Raw genomic sequence first — 18,970 nt, 5'->3', positions numbered from 1 at the left:
TTGGGTTTAGCGTTCGATTGAGAGGTTATCAATCAATCGGGTTGTTCCCAGGAATGCAGCCGCCAGCAGGGTGAGCTGGCGGTCTCCGGGTGAAGCCGGTTTCAGGGTAAGGCTGTTAACGATATTGAAATAGTCGGGGCGGAAACCCTCCGCGGTCAGGGCCTCCCTGGCGGCTGTTTCCAGCCCGGCATAGTCATCGCTGCCGCCAAGCAACGCAGCGCCGGTTTCCGAAAGCAGCCGGTGCAAGGCAGGTGCCTTCTTCCGCTCCGCTGCTGACAGGTAGCCATTGCGGGAGCTCATGGCCAGGCCGTCCTCATCACGGATCGTGGGCAGGCCGATGACGTCCACCGGGATGAACAGGTCACGGACCATCTTGCGGATGACCGCCAGCTGCTGATAGTCCTTTTCACCGAACACGGCGACGTCGGGCTGGACCATATTGAACAGCATGGACACTACCGTGGCGACGCCTTCGAAGTGGCCGGGCCGGCTGGCTCCGCAGTGGCCTTCGCTCACTTCGGGGACGATGACGCGGGTCTGGCGGGCAAGGCCGTCGGGATAGACTTCACTGATCGGCGGCGCAAACAGCAGGGTATTGCCTTCTGCCTCCAGCTTGCGCTGGTCATCAGCCAGGGTACGGGGGTAGGCGTCCAGGTCTTCGCCGGCACCGAACTGCATCGGGTTTACGAAGATGCTGGTAACCACAACATCGGCGGCTTCATGTGCCCTGCGAACCAGCGCAAGGTGGCCCTCGTGCAGATTGCCCATGGTGGGCACCAGGCCCACCCGCTTACCCTGGGTGCGATAGCTGCGGATGATGGCTCGCAGCTCCTTGAGAGTGTGTACGGTACGCATTACTTGAACGTATGCTCCTCGCCGGGGAAGGTGCGGTCACGAACCGCCTGTACGTAGGACTTGATGGCGCCGGGAATGCTGCCGCCTTCTTCAAGGAAGTTCTTTACGAACTTTGCCTTGCGGCCTTCGGGGATTCCCAGCATATCGTGGAGGACCAGTACCTGGCCGTCGGTGTCCTTGCCGGCGCCGATGCCGATCACGGGTGCCTGCACGGCCTGGGTAATACGGGCGGCCAGGGGGGCCGGTACGCACTCCAGAAGGATGACATCTGCGCCGGCAGCGACCAGGTCACTGGCGTGCTCGATCATCAGCTCTGCCTGTTTTTCGTCACGGCCCTGAACCTTGTAACCGCCAAACTTGTTGACGAACTGGGGGGTCAGGCCCAGGTGGGCGCAAACCGGAACACCCCGCTCACTGAGGGCACTGATGGTGTCCTTCATCCAGTCGGTACCTTCAAGCTTGACCATATGGGCCCCGGCCCTCATCAGTTCTGCCGCGTTATCCAGGGCATCGGGGATGGTGCCGTATGTCATGAAGGGCATGTCAGCCATGATCAGTGCGCCACGGTTGCCTGCGGCCACGCAGCGAGTGTGGTAACACATTTCTTCCAGGGTGACTGGAAGGGTGCTGTCGTTACCCTGGAGAACCATGCCAAGGGAGTCGCCAATAAGGATGGCGTCCACGCCTGCTTCGCTGACCACCTGGGCGAATGCAGCGTCATAGGCCGTGAGGACGGCGAAGGCCTCACCTTTTTCCTTATAGTCACGAAGGGTATTGATGGTTACCGCCATAACACTGATGCCTTTGCTGTGATGGATGGACCGGGGCTGTCAGCAGGATTGCGTGCAGCCGCTCCGGACATGCAGGATTGCTGTCAAGGTTAATGCGAGGGAGGTGGTGTGGCAAGGCCGGTAGTGATCGGGGGCTCGAGTCGTTTCAGGTCGTTATCGGTGCATTGTGCAAGCAGTCCCCGGCAGGTGCGACCGTCCGGCAAGGCTGCCTTCGGGTCGATATCCAGCATGGGTCGCAGCACAAAGTCCCGTTCTGCCAGGCGCGGGTGTGGCACCGTCAGCCTTGGCGTGCTGATTGTCTCGCTGCCATATAGCAACAGGTCGAGGTCCAGCGTACGAGGCCCCCAGCGACGGAGCCTGACCCTGCCATGAGCCTGTTCCAGTTGCTGCAGGTGGTCGAGTAGGGTCTCTGGTGACAGCGCGGTTTCCAGTAGTACCACGGCGTTGATGAAATCGGGCTGGTCCTGCGGGCCCACCGGTCGGCTGCGATAGAATGCAGATTGGCCTAACAGGGTGGTGTCCGGCAGCGTCGCCAGACCAGTGACGGCCCGGGCCAGTTGCTCTAATGGGTCCTCCAGATTGCTGCCCAGGCCGATCCAGGCGTGAACCCTTTTGCTCACGAATTACCGCTCTTTGCTGAAGAGGGACTTGCAGGCTTGCGGCGGCGCTTACGCTTGCGGGGGCCCTGCTGGCCCAGTTGGGTGAGCATCTGCTCTCGACCGCGGTCGTCCGTTGCCTGGAAATCCGTCCACCATTGACCCAGGCCCGGTTCAACCTCGCCTGCGGCTTCCCGGACCAGCAGGAAGTCATAGGCGGCACGGAAGCGTGGGTGCTCCATGACGCCATAGGCGCGTTTGCCCTGACGGCGGGGCAGGCGCATCTGCAATTCCCAGATTTCCTTCATGGGGCCGGAGAATCGCTTGGGAATGGATGTCGCCTGGACCTGCCGGCCAATGACCTTGCCAATAGACTGGTGTAATGCCTGTTGTACCGGTTCGCCGTTATCCTGGCGACGCTGCCATTCAGCTTGCAGTGCTGGCCAGAGCAGTGCGGCATACATGAAGTAGGGGGTGACTGACTTGCCCTGGTGGATGCGGGCGTCGGTATTCTGCAGGGCGCGGACGATCAGCTCATCCGGCTGGCCGTCGGCAATGGCCTTCATGGTTTCCGGAAACAGCGGATCCAGCAGGCCATACTGTTTCAGCAGGTACCAGGTGGCCTCCCCATAGCCGGCGGAAAACAGCTTGAGCACTTCCTCGAACAACCGCGCTGGCGGGATATGGGTCAGCAGGGGCGCCAGTTCGTGGATCGGTGCCTCGGTGACCGGCTCAATAGTGAATCCAAGTTTGGCCGCGAAGCGGACCGCCCGAAGCATGCGAACCGGGTCTTCGCGGTATCGGGTTTCCGGATTACCAATCAGTCTTAGCTGGCGGTTCTGAAGGTCTTCCACGCCGCCGGCATAGTCGACGACCGTGAAATCGCGAATGCAGTAGTAGAGGGCGTTGACGGTGAAGTCGCGGCGCAGGGCATCTTCTTCCTGATTTCCGTAGACGTTATCCCGCAGCAGCAAGCCGTGTTCACTGGTCTTGCGGTCGTCGTCTTCCTCGTCATTCTCTTCACTGTTACCGGCGTTACCACGGAAGGTGGTGACTTCGATCACTTCCCGGCCGAAGAGGACATGCACAATGCGGAACCGGCGTCCGATCAGGCGTGAGTTGCGGAACAGCTCGTGCACCTCTTCCGGTGTTGCGTCGGTAGCAATGTCAAAGTCCTTGGGGCGTTCTCCCAGCAGGATATCCCGTACCCCGCCTCCCACCAGGTAGGCTTCGTAACCGGCATTATTGAGCCGGTTGAGGACTTTCTTTGCAGGCTCGCTGATCATCGACCGTGACACGTTGTGCTGGTCACGGGGGATTTCCCGGCGCTGGTAGACCGGCTCAGGGGAAGGCCTGGAAGGAAACAGGGCGCGTACTCTTTTCTGTATGTTTTTCAGCATTGAAATCCATGGACTGCTTTGGCCGCGGCCCGGATCCGGGGCCGGCCGTGATTTGACGTTGCCAGCGATGGCGTCGTGTAAGGTGACGCACGGTACGGGCAGGAGGGAGAGTTTAACGGTTTGTGCAGGATTTGCCCATGCCGGCCTGGGGATCGAAAAACCGGGAGCCAGAAAATCAAAAGGCGGGAACGCTGTTGCGAACCCGCCCGGGAAGAGTAGACGATCTGCATTGTTGTTGTTTTTGCAATTTTTATTGTTGGCAGGCCAGTTGCCTGCTTGAGCCTCACTTTGAGGCAGTCAATTCTGCAAACGGAACGCTTTGAATACAGAGAGCGGTAGTGACTACGCGATGGCCGGTAGCAGTGGCAGTGGACGTCTGGAAGACGCTTCTTATCTACAACTGCGGCCCTCGCAAGCCAAGGCACCACTAAAAAGCTCAGCACCCAAAACACTCAGTTCGCTCACGCCCTGTTCTTGTTTTTGTTACCGGGCGCTTTTCCTGCAGCTTTTTGTTCTTGTTGTGGCGCTGCTTTGTCACATTGTTTTTGTTGTTGTGCGCTTGGAGTATTGCAGTGCCCGTGCCACTTTTTGAAAAACCTTTATTAACAGCAACTTGAATTTTTTTAATGGGATTTGGGAATAAAAACCGCGCCCTTAGTGTTACTCATGTCTCGGTTTTCCATTATGTCGTGTTTCGTGCGGTAACACCGGGTAACACCCCACGTGTTACCGCCACTGTTACCACGCCGGTAACACCGGTAACGGGCGAATGTTACCGGGTGGGTGACGTGTGGAGGCTATCAGGGCCGGGAATCGGGGGGCAGTAAATGGGGAAGGCGGCTGGAGGGGCGTCAGCCCTTCTTGCGGGGAATACCAAGGCGTTGCCGGCGCTCCCACAGCGACTTGCGACTGATGCCGAGTTTCTGGGCCAGTTCGGTTTCGCTCATGCGGTCCTGGTTTTCCAGCACGAAATGCTGGAAGTAGTCTTCCAGTGACAAGTCGCTGCCAGCGTCAGATTCCCGGGAGGGCGGTGGCTTCTGTTCATTGTCCCCCTCCACGAGGCTACTGGGAATGGCGTAGTCCTCGCCGGTTTCCATTTCGAGGTCGAGTTGCGCCGGAGTGATGAGGTCGCCGTCGGCCAGAATCGAGGCTCGCTCGATGGCGTTCTCCAGTTCCCTTACGTTACCCGGCCAGCGATGTCGCTCCAGGGCTTTCATGGCTTCCGGGCTAAGGCTGAGCGCGGGCTTGCCCATGCGCTCTGCCTGTCGGGCAAGGAAGCGGCTGGCCAGTCCCAGGATATCGCCCCTGCGTTCACGCAGGGGCGGAATACGTACCTGCATGACGTTGAGGCGGTAGTAAAGGTCTTCCCGGAATTCGCCGGTGCGGGTCATGGCCTTCAGGTTGCGGTGGGTGGCGGCAATCATGCGCACACTCACCTTGCGACTCTGGGTGGACCCCACTTTGCGTATTTCGCCTTCCTGCAGAACCCTCAGAAGCCGTGCCTGGGCCTCGGGGGGCAGCTCCCCAATTTCATCCAGGAACAGACTGCCGCCATCGGCAGCTTCGATCAGACCGGTTCGACCGGATACCGCTCCGGTAAAGGCGCCCTTTTCGTGCCCAAAGAGTTCGGACTCGATCAGGCTTTCGGGAATCGCCGCGCAGTTCACGGAAATCAGCGGTTTGCTGGCCCTGGGTGAGAGCAGGTGAAGGGCCCGGGCCGCCAGCTCCTTGCCGGTGCCTGACTCGCCCTGGATCAGTACGGTGGTCTCGGTGGGCGCAACCTTGCGTATCAGCGTGAACACCTGTTGCATGGCATCGCACTGACCGAACATGATCTGGGCCGGGTCACTCTCGCTGTCAGCGGCCTCATCGGCTTCCTGGGCCTGGGCGGTACCGCTGCCCGGGTGCTGCGCGAGTATGCTTTCTACGGCGCCGAGCATTTCATCATGGTCAAACGGCTTGGCGATGTACTCTACGGCTCCCTTTTTCATGGAATCCACGGCGGAGCGCAGCGATGCGTAGCTGGTCATGATAAGTACCGGAACGCCCGGAGCCTGGCCAATCAGGCTGGTACCGGCCTCACCGGGCAGCCGCAGGTCGGAGATGATCAGGTCAAAGGAAGACAGGTCATAGTCTCCGGTCGCAGCCTCTGCGGACTCTGCCACCGACACTTCATAGCCGTTGTGTTGCAGCAGCTTGCGCAGGGCTGCACGGATAATCTCTTCATCTTCTACGATCAGTATGCGATGCATGTTTTCTGTCATGACCCTTGATTTTCCCCTTCCGGGCCCTCGTCGCTGTCGGCCTCGTAGGCCGGAAGTTTCACGCGCACCAGCGTACCACGCCCACGGGATTTGTCGGCGGGGCTTTCCACATTGATGGTGCCGTAGTGTTCCTCAACGATGCTGTACACCAGCGAAAGTCCGAGGCCCGTACCCTGGCTTGCGCTCTTGGTGGTGTAGAAGGGCTCGAAGATATGATCGAGCTGATCCGGGGGTATGCCTGTGCCCTCATCGGCGACCTCGATGATAGCGGAGTATTCATCCCGGAATCCACCGACCCGGATATGCCCTCCCTCCGGGGAGGCGTCCCGGGCGTTGGCCAGAAGGTTGACGAAGACCTGGACCAGCCGCTGTTCGTCACCCAGTACCATCAGGTCGCCGGGGCATTCATTCAGGTAATCAAGTCCGCGGCCCTTGTCACTCAGCGAAAGCAGGTTGATGGATTCGTCAACACACCGGCGTATCTGTACCGGCTCATAGCGGTTGGCCTGGGCATGGTTGCCGGTGCGAGCAAAGTTCATCAGCGACTGCAGGATATTGGAAATGCGCCGGGTCTGCTGCTGTATCTGATCGGCAGTTTCCAGGATGTCCGGGTTGTCGGTTTCCAGTTTCAGGTTCTGGGCCAGCGAGGAAATACCGGTCACCGGGTTGCCTACCTCGTGGGCGACGCCTGCTGCCAGCCGACCCACTGAGGCCAGGCGTTCGCTGTGCATCAGCTCGTCTTCCAGCAGGCGGGTCTCGGTCTGGTCTTCCACCAGGATGATGCTGCCGCCCTCCGGGTGATCAGGGCCAGCCAGTGCTGCTTTATGAAGGTTCAGCCAATGGGGGCGGCCCTTGAGGTCCAGGCGGTGTTTGTAACGACGCAGGTCAGGCCCGTGGACAAACTCGTCGAGCAGGTCCCGCCAGTGGGGAGGTAGGGCCAGTAGTCGGGCGCCCACTACTTCATCGGCGGTGATGCCGGTCAGCTCTGCCATGGCCTGGTTCCACATCAGGATCTCGCCATCGTCGCCCACAGAGCAGGCGGGAATGGGCAGGTTCTGTAAAGTCTGGCGGTAGTGCCGGCGTAAGTTGTCCAGTTCACCGGCAAGCCCGGTGAGGCGGTTCTCGTACTCACCCAGAGCCCGCTCTACATACTGGATGTCCTGGGCGGTACGACTGCTGGCCATGGGCTTGAAGCTGAGATGACGCTGCACCAGGTCCTGGGCTACCGAGGGGCCCATCAGGCCGGACAGGTTGATCTCGATCTGATCCCGCAGTCGCCTCAGCTGGTAGGGGCGGTACTCCACGGGGGGCAGGTCCAGTTGTTCCAGGGCACGGACCACTTCCCGCTTGGCAACGTTAAAGCCCAGGGGTTCGGCCAGTTGGCGGACAAAGTCCGACGAGGAGGTTGCAATCAGTTCCCGTCGCTGTGGGCGGGAAAGGGCGCCCAGGGAGCAGGCCTGGGCCGCACTGGCCTCTTCCGGGCTGGTGGGGCTGAGAATGGACACCAGGGTAAAGATTACGATGTTCACGCCCAGGCTGATAAACGTAAAAATGTGCCAGTTGTCGTATTCCGGTGTTATAGGCAGCGCGGATACCCAGGTCAGGGGGGCGGTCGCATGGGACAGGGGTAACACCAGTGTCAGTGCCCACAGGATCATCCCTGCGAGCAGCCCGCTCACGAGCCCCTTGCGGTTGCCCTCCGGCCAGTAGATGACGCCCAGCGCCCCGGGCAATAGCTGCAGCATGCCCGAAAGGGCCAGGATGCCCAGGGTAGACAGGTTCAGGTTGCGGCCCATGGCTTCATTGAAAATCAGGGCGGTGAAAATGATGACGGCAATAAGGATCCGCTTGGTCCAGCGCAGCCACCGGTAGATATCGGACTGGTCCCTCGGCGTTCGCAGGGGCAGGACTATGTGGTTGAGCACCATGCCTGCCAGGGCCAGGGTACTTACGATCATCAGGCCGCTGGCAGCTGACAGCCCCGCGACATACATCAGTACGGTCAACCAGGGGCTCCCCAGTGCCTGCGGGATAGTCACTGCGTAGAAAGCCGGCTGGTCGCCGACGGGCATGGCCATGCCGCCCCACAGGATCAGGGGCACCGGCAAACCCAGCAGTAACAGGTATAGCGGTAGCCCCCAGCTGGCCCGGGACAGTGAGCGTGGGCTAGGGTTCTCGCTGAAAATCATATGGTACATATGGGGCAGCACCAGGGCCCCCGCGAAGGACATCAACATCAGTGCCCGCCAGCTGCCATCGTCAATACTCAGGCTGAGGGCGCTTACACCTGAGCCCGGCATGGCCAGCCAGTCTTCCAGTCCCGCGAAGCCATCAAACACCGAGACCAGGATAGTGGCCCCGAGCAGTAGCATGGCGCCGAGCTTGACCAGTGAGTCAAAGGCTATGGCAACCACCAACCCCTGATGGCTGCCGGAAGTCTGGTCCCGGCGGGCCCCGAAGAGCATGGCAAACAGAACCACGATAATGCTGAAAAGGGTGCTTATGGCGTGGGGCGAAGTATCGGGTGCGAGCAGGCTCGCACTGCCTGCCACGGCCTTGATCTGCATGCTCAGGAGCGCCATCAGCGCAATACCTGTGATCAGGGTCACCAGGGTGCCGGCCCACTGGCTGCGATAGCGGAAGGCGAACAGGTCCGCCAGTGAGGTGAGCTGGTAAGCGCGGCTGATACGCATGATGGGATTGAGCAATACCGGCGCCAGCAGGAAGGCGCCGCTGATGCCCAGATAGTAGGCCAGGAAGCCATAGCCGTATTCGGCGGCCACCCCGACCGCACCGAACACGGCCCAGGTGCCCGCGTAGACGCCAAGGCTGAGAGTATAGACCAACGGGTGTCGGACCCAGCGACCGGGCAGCTGGCCCTTCTCGGTGGCATGGGCAATGCCAAAAAGTATCAGAAGGTAACCCAGGCTGATAACCAGTAGAACCGGCAGGCTAAAACTCATTGGGGTCCCGTCGCCATTCCAGCCAGACGCCGACGGCGATCAGGCTGCTCCAGAGCAGGTAGGGGGAATACCAGGCATTGCCTGGTGAAACCCACCAGTCCAGGATATTGGGTGAAAAGATGTAAACAGCCAGAACCAGAAGAAAAACCAGGCGATAGATATACATCGGGTGTTTATCCGGGCCGTCGATTTCGGGGGTTATACCACGGCGGGGGTACGGCTGTCAGGTCAGACTCCCTCCGGGGAGACTGCAGCCGTGTCACAGGTACTACGTTGGGGGATGTCTGTCATCGACCAGTTTTCGAGGGCCCAGTCGAGCACGGTTTGCGGATCAGCCGTAGCAAGAGCTGTTGGTGGCTGCTGGCCCAGGATATTCAGTGCCCGCCACAGGTTCAGGCCAGGCTGTCTGTCGTCCAGTGCCGGGGCGTGGTTCTGCTTGCTCAGTTTCTGCCCCTGGTTGTTCAGGACAACCGGGATATGGGCCCAGGCGGGCGGTGTCCCACCCAGTGCCAGGCAGATCTGTCGCTGTTGGGCAGTGGTCTCCAGGAGGTCCGAACCCCTCACAACCTCGGTAATTCCCTGATCGATATCATCCACAACCACCGCCAGCTGGTAGGCCACGAAACCCTCCTTGCGGATGATTACCGGATCGTCCACTTCCGCCCGTACCAACTGATGCTGCTCGCCCAGAATTCGGTCCTGCCAGTAAGCATCCTCATCCTGCAAGGCAAAGCGGATGGCAATCGGTCGGCCGTGCGTCCGGGATCCGCCTTCGCGGCAGCGCCCGGGATGACGACCACCATTGGCGGCCAGTTCTTTGCGTGAGCAGGCGCAGTAATAGGCGCGGCCCTGTCCGACGAGTTGCTCGGCATGGTGCCGGTACACCTCCAGCCGGGATGATTGCCAGCGCACATTGCCATCGGGGAACAGCCGGTGAGTATCCAGGCTTAGTCGGATCAGGTCGGCCGCCTGGGGGCTTTCCCTCAACGGGTCCAGGTCTTCGATGCGCACCAACCACTGGCCCTGTCGGGTTTTGGCTTCCAGGTAACTGGCGAGGGCAGTTACGAGTGAGCCAAAGTGCAGGGGGCCAGTCGGGGAAGGGGCAAATCGCCCGCGGTAGGATGGGGAGGTCATGGAAACCTTGTCGCGCGGGGCTTACCCCCGCGCCCGGACCCGTTGCCGGTTAGATGCCGGTCTGGCGCTCGCGGATTTCCGCCAGGGTCTTGCAGTCGATGCACAGGGTAGCGGTTGGTCGTGCTTCCAGTCTGCGGATGCCGATTTCCACGCCACACTGGTCACAGAAGCCGTAATCGTCCTTGTCGATGCGGTCGATGGTCTTGTCGATCTTCTTGATCAGCTTTCGCTCCCGGTCACGGGTACGCAGTTCCAGGGAGAATTCTTCCTCCTGGGACGCGCGATCGCTCGGGTCGGCGTAGTTGGCTGCATCTTCCTGCATGTGATGCATCGTGCGGTCCACTTCCTCCATGAGCTCCTGGCGCCACTGCATGAGCAGTTCGCGGAAGTGTTGCAGCATCTCTGGGCTCATGTATTCTTCACCCTTTTTGGCTTCGTAAGGGGTGAAGTTGGTAAAGCGCTCGCGTGCTTTTTCTGCGGTATTTGCCATGTAACCCGGCCTCTTATTGATACTCCAAAAGGACGCAGCTTTTCCGTGCTGTCCTGCGCCCGCCTGCATCAGGAGCTTCGCGGCTCCCCAGGAATCTGCGGAAAATAGCAGATCTGTTGCGGGGGCGCCAGCCTTGTTGTGTGATCCCTGTTCAGCCTACCAACTGCCCCTGGAGACGTCATGGAATTTCCGGAAAACCTGATCGAAGGACGCCTGGTCAAACGCTACAAGCGCTTCCTTGCCGATGTACGGCTGGCCAATGGCGAGATCGTGACCGCCCATTGCCCCAATACCGGCTCGATGCTGGGGTGTCAGCCGGATGATGCCCGGGTGTGGTTGAGCCCGGCCACCAACCCGAAACGCAAGCTGCGTTATACCTGGGAGCTGGTCGAGACCGGGCCGGGGGTGTTGGCCTGCGTGAATACCGGGCGTCCCAATGCCCAGGCGAGGGACGCGATTGAAGCCGGTCGGATACCCTCCCTGGCAAACTATTCCCTGGTGCGGGCAGAGGTCCGTTATGGTTCTGAAAACAGTCGCATCGACCTGCACCTGTCGGGCCATCCCGTGCAGCCGGACGCCTGGGTGGAGGTGAAGAATGTCACTCTGTGCGAGGGGGGCGTTGCCTGCTTCCCGGATGCGGTCACCTTGCGGGGTCAGAAGCACCTGCGCGAACTGATGGAAATGGTGAGTGCCGGTGACCGGGCCGTGCTGCTGTTCTGCGTGAATCACACTGGGGCCCGCGAAGTCAGGCCGGCGGACCATATTGATCCTGCCTATGGTGATCTGTTGCGCAAGGCCGCCGGGGCGGGGGTGGAGTTGATCGCCTGGCAGGCCGACCTTGCGGGGCCGGACGGCCCATCCGGCAGCCTGACCCTGGTGCGGGAGCTGCCGGTGGTTTTGTGACAGGTCGAAGTCGATGTTAGCGGCAGAAGGCTCAGCCTTCCGGGTTCATCCCGAAGTGGGCCCTGATACGGTGGGCCAACTCTCCCGCCGCCAGCGCTTCGTCGGTATGAATGTGGACGGTGTGGGTTTTCTCCACCTCAGAGAGGGGTTCTTCCCACTGCCTCTGCTGTTCCAACAGGGTTTCGTCAGCTTCTGACGCGTCGCCCTTGCGGGCCCGGATCCACTCCCGGCGAGTTGCTTCCGGCGCTTCGCAGTGGATGAGGGCGAATGGCAGGGCCAGGTTTTCTGCCACCGAATCCAGCAGCTCCCGCTCGTTTTCCCGCAGGCAGGCGGCATCCACGATCACGCCAAAGCCAGCCTGCAATAATTGCCTGGAAAGGTCCGCCAGGCGATGGTAGGTCTTGCGGTTGTTCTCTTCACTGTAAAGCTCCTCGCCAATGCTGGAGCCGGAGCTGTCCAGCGGACCAAGGCCAGCCAGGCGCTTGCGTTCCACGTCGGAGCGCAGGCGGATCAGTCCGAGCTCGCTGGCCAGGGCATGGCTGACGGTGGATTTGCCGCTGGCTGACAGCCCGGTGGTCGCCAGCAGGTAGGGGTTGGGGATTCCTGTGTACTGCTCGGCCAGGTTGGCGTAGTCACGATATTTCTGCAGCAGGGCTTCCTTTTCTGCTTCTGACAGCCCGGGGTTGCCCCGCGTGAACAGCGCGATCTTTGCCCTCACCATGGCGCGATAGGCTTTGTACAGCGGAAGCAGCTCAATGCCATCAAAGTCGCCACGCCATTCCAGGTAGGCGTTCAGGGTATGGCTGGCGAGGGCAAATTCACGGCGGGACTCCAGGTCCATCAGCAGGAATGCCAGGTCATTGATTACATCGATCCAGCGGAAAGGTTCGCTGAACTCGATACAGTCAAAGACGGTAACCTTCTCCTGGTAGACCGTGATATTGGCCAGGTGCAGATCGCCGTGGCACTCGCGCACGTAGCCGTCGGCCCTGCGCCGGGCGATGACGTCCTGCTGGCGCTCGAAGGTACTGCGGGTCCAGTCTTCAAGCGCGGTGAGTTGGTCTTCCAGTACCTGGTCGCTACCCAGCAGTGGGCGAATCTGGTCAAAGTTTTCCTGCATCGCGGCAAACACGGCCGCCGGCGTGCCCAGCGGTTTTTCCTCAGGTACGGGCGGCAAGGTGTCGTGGAACCGGGCAACCTGCTCTGCCAGCTCACTCAGCCGCTCCGGGGACAGCTGTCCTCGTTCCTGCAGTCCATTAAACAGCTGGTCCTGCCGGAACTGTCGCATGCGGATAGCGTATTCGAACGGCTCCCCGGCTCCGTTCAGCGCAGGTTGCTCCGGGCTGCCGGTAATGGGAACGACGTCCAGGTAGATTGAAGGCGCCAGGCGCTGGTTGAGGCGCACCTCCTCTTCACAGAAGTGCCGCCGCTTTTCCAGGGTGGAGAAATCCAGGAAGCCGAAATCCATGGGCTTCTTGATCTTGTAGGCGTAGTCACCGGTGAGGACGACCTGAGAGATATGGGTTTCCAGTACCTGGAAGCTGTCGACCGGGTGGTCGTAAAGGGCCGGGTCCTGCAGGTTCTCGATCAGGTTGGTCGCCGGGGCGTCGCTCACGGTGTGCTCCTTGGTCGTTTGAGGGCTGCACTATGATAGCGGGCACATTACACAAATAACATACGGGGCCGATGACGCCTGAGGGTACGGTTTGGTTATAATCCGCGAATGCCAAAGAAATCACCCGCCAAGAGAAAGAAAAGCCAACCCCGCAAGTCCCGCCCCACCTTCCGGCAGCGTTTGTGGTCGTTGGGCTGGCGGCTGGGCCTTGTCATGCTGGTGCTGCTGGCCGGCTGGATGGTCTACCTGGACGCCCTTGTCACCTCCCGTTTCGAGGGGCGGCGTTTCGAGGTGCCCTCACGGGTCTATGCCAGGCCGCTGGAGCTCTATGATGGCGCGGCACTCAGTGCGGATGCCTTAGGTCAGGAGCTGGAACTGGCCGGTTACCGAAGTGGCGACGGGAGCCGCCCGGGCACCTGGCAGCAGAGCGGCAATCGGTTCTTGATCAGTACCCGGGGCTTTGACTTCGCCGACGGCGAGGAGCCCCGTCGTCGTCTCTCCCTTACGGTGTCCGGTGGTCGTGTCAGCGGGTTCAGGGTCCTGGAGGGTGGCAGCTCACCCATTGTTCGCCTGGAGCCGGCGGAGATCGGAGGTATTTACCCGGCCCACCGGGAAGACCGGGTGCTGGTCAGCCTGGAAGATGCGCCCCCGTTATTCGAAGAAGCCCTGCTCACTACAGAAGACAGGGATTTCTATGATCACTTGGGTATTGCACCCCTGTCGATCGCCCGCGCCATGCTTGCCAATATCAAGGCTGGCCGCGTCGTCCAGGGTGGCAGCACCCTGACCCAGCAGTTGGCCAAGAACCTCTACCTGAGCCGGGACCAGACCCTGATCCGCAAGGGCAACGAGGCCTTGATGGCCCTGTTACTGGAGTGGCACTACGACAAGCGGGATATCCTGGAGACCTACCTCAATGAGGTTTACCTGGGACAGGCGGGCAGCCGCAGTATTAATGGCTTCGGCCTCGCCTCGCAGTTCTATTTCCGCAAACGGTTCCAGGACCTGGAGTTGCATGAATCCGCATTGCTGGTTGGCATGGTCAAGGGTCCAAGCTACTACGACCCTCGACGCCATCCGGAGCGTGCGTTAGCCCGTCGGAACCTGGTAATCGACCTGCTGGTGGAAGTCGGAGCGGTGGAGCGGACATCGGCCGAAAGGGCCCGGTCAGCCCCGCTGGACGTGGCGGCCCGTCCTTCCTGGTCAGAGAATCGATATCCTGCCTTTATTGACCTGGTTCGCCGCCACCTGGCCCGTGACTACCGCCAGGAGGACCTTCAGACCGAAGGTCTGCGTATATTCACCACCCTGCACCCTGCCATTCAGGAGCAGGCAGAACGGGTCACTTCCCAGACGCTGGATCAGCTTGACCGGGGTTCGTCGAATACCCGGCTGGAAGCCGCGATGGTGGTTACCTCCCGTGACAGCGGCGAGGTCCTCGCCCTTGTGGGGGGGCGTGATGCCGGGTTTGCAGGCTTCAACCGGGCCCTCGATGCGAGGCGCCCCATCGGATCCCTGGTGAAGCCCTTTGTATACCTGACAGCGCTTTCGCAGCCCGATCGCTATACCCTCATCACCCCGGTGAAGGACGCGGGGCTGGCGCTGGAATTCGAGAACGGCCAGCGCTGGGAGCCCAGCAACTTCGACCACAAACAACGTGGCGACGTGCCACTGCACCAGGCGCTGTCCCGGTCATGGAACCTGCCAACCGTGCGGGTCGGGCTGGACGTCGGTGTGCCGGCGGTAACCGAAACCCTGCAGGCCTTTGGTGTGACCTCGGATATCAACCGTTATCCGTCCATGCTGTTGGGTTCGGTGACCATGGAACCGGTGGCCGTGGCCCAGGCCTATCAGGGCCTGGCAACCTCCGGGTTCAATGCGCCACTGAGAACCATACGTGACGTCACCGACGCAGAAGGTGAAGCACTGAGTCGTTACCAGCTCGAGGTCAACCAGGTCGCGGACCCGGCTGCGGTCCACCTGGTGCAGTACGCCATGCAGGAAGTCATGCGTGAGGGTACAGGGCGCTCGGCGTACCGGACCATTCCGGAAAGCCTGGGGCTGGCGGGCAAAACCGGTACCACCGACGATGGCCGTGACAGCTGGTTTGCCGGCTTCAGTGGCGACCTGCTGGCGGTGGCGTGGGTGGGGCGCGACGACAACGGGCCGACTTCACTGACCGGCGCCACCGGCGCCCTGCCTATCTGGACCCGTTTTATGGCATCCATTCCCCAGCACAGCTTTTCCCCGGTGGTCCCCGATGGCGTACAGTATCACTGGGTAAACAGCGAAAGGGGTGTGCTCACCGATGAACATTGCGAGAATGCCCGCTTGATACCGTTTATTGTCGGAAGCGAGCCGCAAACCTTCGAAGGTTGTGGCGGCGATTTCTCACGACGCCTGCGTGGCTGGTTTGAAGGGTTGTTCCAATGAGTCAGACATTTCGAAATTTTCTGCTTGTGAGCGTGTTGTCGGCGGGCCTTGCTGGCTGCGCATCGGATATCTATGCACCCCCGGGGGGCGGTGACCGTAGCCCACAACCGGCGCCCCAGCCGCCAACGGTGGAAGATGAGGAGCAGCGTGATTCCCCGCGCCTGTCAGAACAGCCGGAAGAAGATACCCGGGAACGGGCGCCTGGGCCGGGTTACCAGGAGCAGGGGGATGACCTGTCCCCCGCCGCTGTCAGCCTGATCGAACGGGCCGACGCCCTGATGGCCGATGGCCAGCCTGAAGCCGCCCTGAGTCAGCTCGAACGGGCTCAGCGAATCTCGCCACGGTCCGCCCAGGTCTACTTCAAGCTGGCCGAAGCCTACGCCCGTACAAACAACCTGGGGACCGCAGAACAGTTCACCATGAAAGGGCTGTCGTTGGCCGGTTCCAACACTCGACTACAGAAAAGCGGCTGGGAGCTGCTGGCCAGTATCCGGCACGAGCGGGGCAATGTAGCCGGTGCCGAGCAGGCTGAGCGGCGGGCCAGTCAGCTCTAAACGAAAAAGCCCCTGCGGGGCAGGGGCTGTCACATCAGGCCTTACTGATTGGACTTAATCGCTGGGAATGGTTGCCGCGGTGGTGGTTTCACCGGCCTCAATAGTTACCTGCTGAGTACCGACGAAGGTAAGATCATCAGACGCTTCATTGTCGTCAATCTGGCAACTGTAGCTGACCGTGTATTCTCCTGCCGGTAGGAACGCAGCGATGTAGCTGTAGAGCGAGTCCCCGCCGTCCTGGTTGACCGGCACAACAACCAGCGGTTGGGTTTCTGCTTCGTCGCCGGTCAAAGTGACGTTCAGGTCAGTCAGGTTTTCCTCGGTGACTGTTCCCGTATAAACGTAGACGGCCCCCTCATAGTTGCAGCCCAACGTCTCATCCTGATTCAGCGTGGCGTAGTCCACTTCGCCAACCAGCGTGCCTACTTCACTGTTGTCTACCAACCGCAGAACAGGCTTCAGAAGGTATTGATCCTGGCCGGGTGGATAAACCAGCGATTTGCGTACGTCAAAGTCGATGGTGAAACTTACCTCTCCACCTGCCGGCACGACGAACCCGGATGTTTGAAGGCCTCGCTGGTCGCCGGACGGAACTCGGAGATTTTCCACGCCGCCTTCATCGGTCAGAACACTGAACTCAGACTGCTCGCCGAGTTGCAGCCTCATCCAGCTATAATCTCCCGCCGGCACATCTTCAGAAGTGACCAGGGCTTCCACTGCGCCTCCTTGAAGGTCCAGCAGATTGAGGTTTGCGGGTTCTTCCAGTGTTAAGGAAACCCTTTCACCATCAGCAGGTTGAAGAACAAGGCCGGTCACAACGATATTGACCTCGCTGACGCCATCGACGGGTGCATCGGTCAGTCCGACCGACATCGACCCGGTTGAAGCCGTGGAGTCACTGCTACTGTCGCCGCCACCACAGGCTGCAACAGCCGCCGCCAGTGCGGTAACACCAAAAGTCTTGATCAGCGCATACTTCATGAAACCTCCGTCGGGTAAGGACCCGGTTTGTATCCCTTGGTTGGCTATGGCAGTGCGGGCTCCTGGTCCGGAAAATCCGCGCACCTGTTGGTATAACGCTTTGATGGAGGTCAGGGTTCCAGCGGGTTGTATTACAAGATGTTCAAGGTGCGAGTATTCTCCCTGACGGTCGTGGTCAACGCACAGGGTGTTTTTTTCTGTTATAAAGCGCGTTCAAACACGCATCCACAGGTCGTAATCGTGGCGCTGATCCCCTTCCGACGTTCCCGGGCCCGAAAATTTGAAGACTCTGTCCGGCCCTGGCTCGATGGCATGTACCGGTTTGCCTATCGACTGACGGGGCAACGGGAAGACGCGGAGGACCTGGTCCAGGAGGTATTGACAAAACTGTACCCGCAGGCCGAGAAGTTGTATGCGGTTGAACGGCCGGGTGCCTGGCTTAACCAGGTTCTCTACCGCCACTTCATTGACCTGACACGCAAGCACGGTCGTCAGGCCGATCGCCCTGCCTCCGCTCTCATGTCTGAGGACGCCAGCCGTGAATTTCTGGACAGCCTGGTGGACAGTGGTGTCGACCCGGAGGGGCAGCTGGAAATAACGCGGTTGCAACAGGCAGTGGCGACCGCGCTGGACAGCCTGTCGCCGGACCAGCGCACACTGCTGGTGCTGCACGAAGTCGACGGCTGGCGCCAGGAAGATATTGCGGAGGTACTGGGTATCGCGGAGGGTACCGTCAAGTCACGACTGCACCGTTGCCGGGCCAGTCTGAGGAAAAACATGGTGGCCGGACTGGAACCTTTTATGCAGGGCCGACGTGTTGGTAAATGAGGTGATGGAAATGACTAGCTGCCAGCAGAGCCACGAGTTGATTGACCAGTGCGTGACCGGCGCCATTGCTCCGGCCGACGCACTTGCCCTTGAGCGTCACCTGGCCGGCTGCCCCCTGTGTGCTCGTCGTTTACGGTGGCATCAGTGCATTACTGACGAACTCGCAAACCAGGCTCGTGTGCCCGAGCCGTCCGCGGATTTCGAGGCCCGGGTGCTTGCAGCTGCCACCGGGCGTGCTCATCCGAATGCCCGCCGTCGCTGGCTGGCCCCGGTAGCGGGAAGTGCCGTGGCAGCGGCGCTGGTGTTGGGGCTCGTGCTTGGTACGGGCACGTGGACCGGCGCCCCGAGGCAGGCATCTGACGATGAGCGAGCTGTGCCCCCGGTGCCGCGTGAGCAGACCGTCAGGCTGGCCTTTACTTCCGGCTCCGAGCTGGACAATGTCAGCCTTACGCTGGAGTTGCCGGCCCATGTAGAGCTGGCCCGTTTTCCCGGCCATCAGACGTTGACCTGGCAGGTAGACCTGAAGCCCGGGGATAACGTGATTGCGTTGCCACTGCGCATTGCCTACCCGGAGGCAGGCGAAATAGTCGCCCGCCTGGATGACGGTCGTAATACCAGGACATTTCGTGCCGCTATACCCAGCATCGGCAAGTCAGAGGAATCAGAACGGGGGCCTTCATCATGAGCAGGATTCTGCGGACACCGTCCGTCGCTTTCGCGCTGGCGACGATTGGTCTGGTGGCCCCCGGTAGTCTGCTAGCCCAGGGTAATGATGACTTGGATGTCACCATGCGCATGGTGGTTGACGATGCGGAGCTGAAGGACCGGGTCATTCAGGAACTCCAGCTGCCCGAGCCGCCGGCCGGAGCCCTGCCGAAAAATAGTGAAGGGCGTCCGGGTCGGACGGAGGATCTCCGCGAGCAAGGGCGCGAGCTTGGGCGTCAGATCTCCGAAGAGGCCAGGGGGCGGCGCGAGGAGCGATCCCCTGTCGGCCGTGGCAACGCGCCTGAATTTCCGCCCGCCGACTTTCCGGGCAGGGGGCGCACTGATCGCCCCACACCAGGGATGCAGCCTGACGACCGGCCAGGTTCTGGTCGCGAACCGGGCGGGCGCCCCTGACCAGTCCCGGGTCTTTCGCTGGCACGCTTTATGTTCGCTCAAGG

17 protein-coding genes are annotated in these 18,970 nt (G+C 60.9%); 6 read left to right on the top strand and 11 right to left on the bottom strand.

Annotated features, from left to right (window positions below; all coding sequences use genetic code 11):
* Window positions 1-6: 6 nt before the first annotated feature.
* The 9 genes from panC to dksA form a co-directional block, all read right to left on the bottom strand.
* Window positions 7-855: a pantoate--beta-alanine ligase gene (gene panC / locus BM036_RS16380; RefSeq protein WP_091854344.1), complete on the bottom strand. Its 849-nt coding sequence runs from the start codon at window positions 853-855 to the stop codon at window positions 7-9.
* Window positions 855-1,646 (bottom strand): 3-methyl-2-oxobutanoate hydroxymethyltransferase, encoded by a 792-nt coding sequence (gene panB, locus BM036_RS16375; protein ID WP_091854342.1) that lies wholly within the window; start codon window positions 1,644-1,646, stop codon window positions 855-857. The genes panC and panB overlap by 1 nt, the downstream gene beginning before the upstream one ends.
* Before the next feature lie 89 nt (window positions 1,647-1,735).
* Window positions 1,736-2,266 carry a 2-amino-4-hydroxy-6-hydroxymethyldihydropteridine diphosphokinase gene (folK, locus tag BM036_RS16370; RefSeq protein WP_091854340.1) on the bottom strand — a complete coding sequence of 177 codons (531 nt, stop codon included), beginning with the start codon at window positions 2,264-2,266 and terminating at the stop codon, window positions 1,736-1,738.
* A complete protein-coding gene (pcnB, locus tag BM036_RS16365) occupies window positions 2,263-3,642 on the bottom strand; it encodes a polynucleotide adenylyltransferase PcnB (protein ID WP_091854338.1) in 1,380 nt (459 codons plus the stop codon). The genes folK and pcnB overlap by 4 nt, the downstream gene beginning before the upstream one ends.
* 851 nt (window positions 3,643-4,493) lie before the next feature.
* Window positions 4,494-5,894, bottom strand: a complete 1,401-nt coding sequence (locus tag BM036_RS16360) for a sigma-54-dependent transcriptional regulator (RefSeq protein ID WP_091854360.1) — start codon at window positions 5,892-5,894, stop codon at window positions 4,494-4,496.
* An 8-nt stretch (window positions 5,895-5,902) separates the two neighbouring features.
* Complete coding sequence (locus BM036_RS16355) at window positions 5,903-8,869, bottom strand: sensor histidine kinase (RefSeq protein ID WP_091854336.1); 2,967 nt, start codon at window positions 8,867-8,869, stop codon at window positions 5,903-5,905.
* Window positions 8,859-9,035, bottom strand: a complete 177-nt coding sequence (locus tag BM036_RS20110; protein ID WP_177186087.1) for a hypothetical protein — start codon at window positions 9,033-9,035, stop codon at window positions 8,859-8,861. The genes BM036_RS16355 and BM036_RS20110 overlap by 11 nt, the downstream gene beginning before the upstream one ends.
* A 62-nt stretch (window positions 9,036-9,097) precedes the next feature.
* The gene (gene gluQRS, locus BM036_RS16350) at window positions 9,098-10,003 is read right to left on the bottom strand and encodes a tRNA glutamyl-Q(34) synthetase GluQRS (protein ID WP_091854334.1); all 906 of its coding nucleotides are present in this window, start codon (window positions 10,001-10,003) and stop codon (window positions 9,098-9,100) included.
* A 49-nt stretch (window positions 10,004-10,052) separates the two neighbouring features.
* Entirely contained in the window at window positions 10,053-10,493 is a 441-nt protein-coding gene (gene dksA / locus BM036_RS16345) for an RNA polymerase-binding protein DksA (protein ID WP_091854333.1), read from the bottom strand.
* Between the two features lie 180 nt (window positions 10,494-10,673).
* Here dksA and sfsA point away from each other — a divergent pair, with 180 nt between their 5' ends.
* Window positions 10,674-11,396 (top strand): DNA/RNA nuclease SfsA, encoded by a 723-nt coding sequence (sfsA, locus tag BM036_RS16340; protein WP_091854331.1) that lies wholly within the window; start codon window positions 10,674-10,676, stop codon window positions 11,394-11,396.
* Window positions 11,397-11,427: 31 nt separating this feature from the next.
* Here the strand turns inward: sfsA and BM036_RS16335 are convergent, their stop codons facing one another.
* Window positions 11,428-13,011, bottom strand: a complete 1,584-nt coding sequence (locus BM036_RS16335) for a bifunctional aminoglycoside phosphotransferase/ATP-binding protein (protein WP_091854329.1) — start codon at window positions 13,009-13,011, stop codon at window positions 11,428-11,430.
* Window positions 13,012-13,119: 108 nt separating this feature from the next.
* On the opposite strand from BM036_RS16335, the gene mrcB reads away from it, so the two are divergent.
* Window positions 13,120-15,444, top strand: coding sequence for a penicillin-binding protein 1B (mrcB, locus tag BM036_RS16330; RefSeq protein ID WP_091854328.1), 2,325 nt, complete (start codon window positions 13,120-13,122; stop codon window positions 15,442-15,444).
* The gene (locus tag BM036_RS16325) at window positions 15,441-15,998 is read left to right on the top strand and encodes a tetratricopeptide repeat protein (protein ID WP_091854326.1); all 558 of its coding nucleotides are present in this window, start codon (window positions 15,441-15,443) and stop codon (window positions 15,996-15,998) included. Before mrcB ends, BM036_RS16325 begins: the two co-directional genes overlap by 4 nt.
* A gap of 54 nt (window positions 15,999-16,052) precedes the next feature.
* On the opposite strand, the gene BM036_RS16320 is transcribed toward BM036_RS16325, so the two are convergent.
* Complete coding sequence (locus BM036_RS16320; RefSeq protein WP_091854324.1) at window positions 16,053-16,979, bottom strand: DUF4382 domain-containing protein; 927 nt, start codon at window positions 16,977-16,979, stop codon at window positions 16,053-16,055.
* A gap of 240 nt (window positions 16,980-17,219) precedes the next feature.
* Here BM036_RS16320 and BM036_RS16315 point away from each other — a divergent pair, with 240 nt between their 5' ends.
* The 3 genes from BM036_RS16315 to BM036_RS16305 are packed head-to-tail and all read left to right on the top strand — an operon-like array spanning window position 17,220 to window position 18,926.
* Window positions 17,220-17,807, top strand: a complete 588-nt coding sequence (locus tag BM036_RS16315; protein WP_245742695.1) for an RNA polymerase sigma factor — start codon at window positions 17,220-17,222, stop codon at window positions 17,805-17,807.
* A 10-nt stretch (window positions 17,808-17,817) separates the two neighbouring features.
* The gene (locus BM036_RS16310; RefSeq protein WP_177186086.1) at window positions 17,818-18,492 is read left to right on the top strand and encodes an anti-sigma factor family protein; all 675 of its coding nucleotides are present in this window, start codon (window positions 17,818-17,820) and stop codon (window positions 18,490-18,492) included.
* A gap of 53 nt (window positions 18,493-18,545) precedes the next feature.
* Entirely contained in the window at window positions 18,546-18,926 is a 381-nt protein-coding gene (locus tag BM036_RS16305) for a hypothetical protein (protein WP_143066630.1), read from the top strand.
* The last annotated feature ends 44 nt before the right edge of the window (window positions 18,927-18,970 follow it).

The sequence above is a fragment of the Marinobacter segnicrescens genome, assembly GCF_900111555.1.
Taxonomy (GTDB): Bacteria; Pseudomonadota; Gammaproteobacteria; order Pseudomonadales; family Oleiphilaceae; genus Marinobacter; species Marinobacter segnicrescens.
Note: the sequence above shows the minus strand (reverse complement) of the source record. Positions and strands in the feature narration are given on the sequence as shown.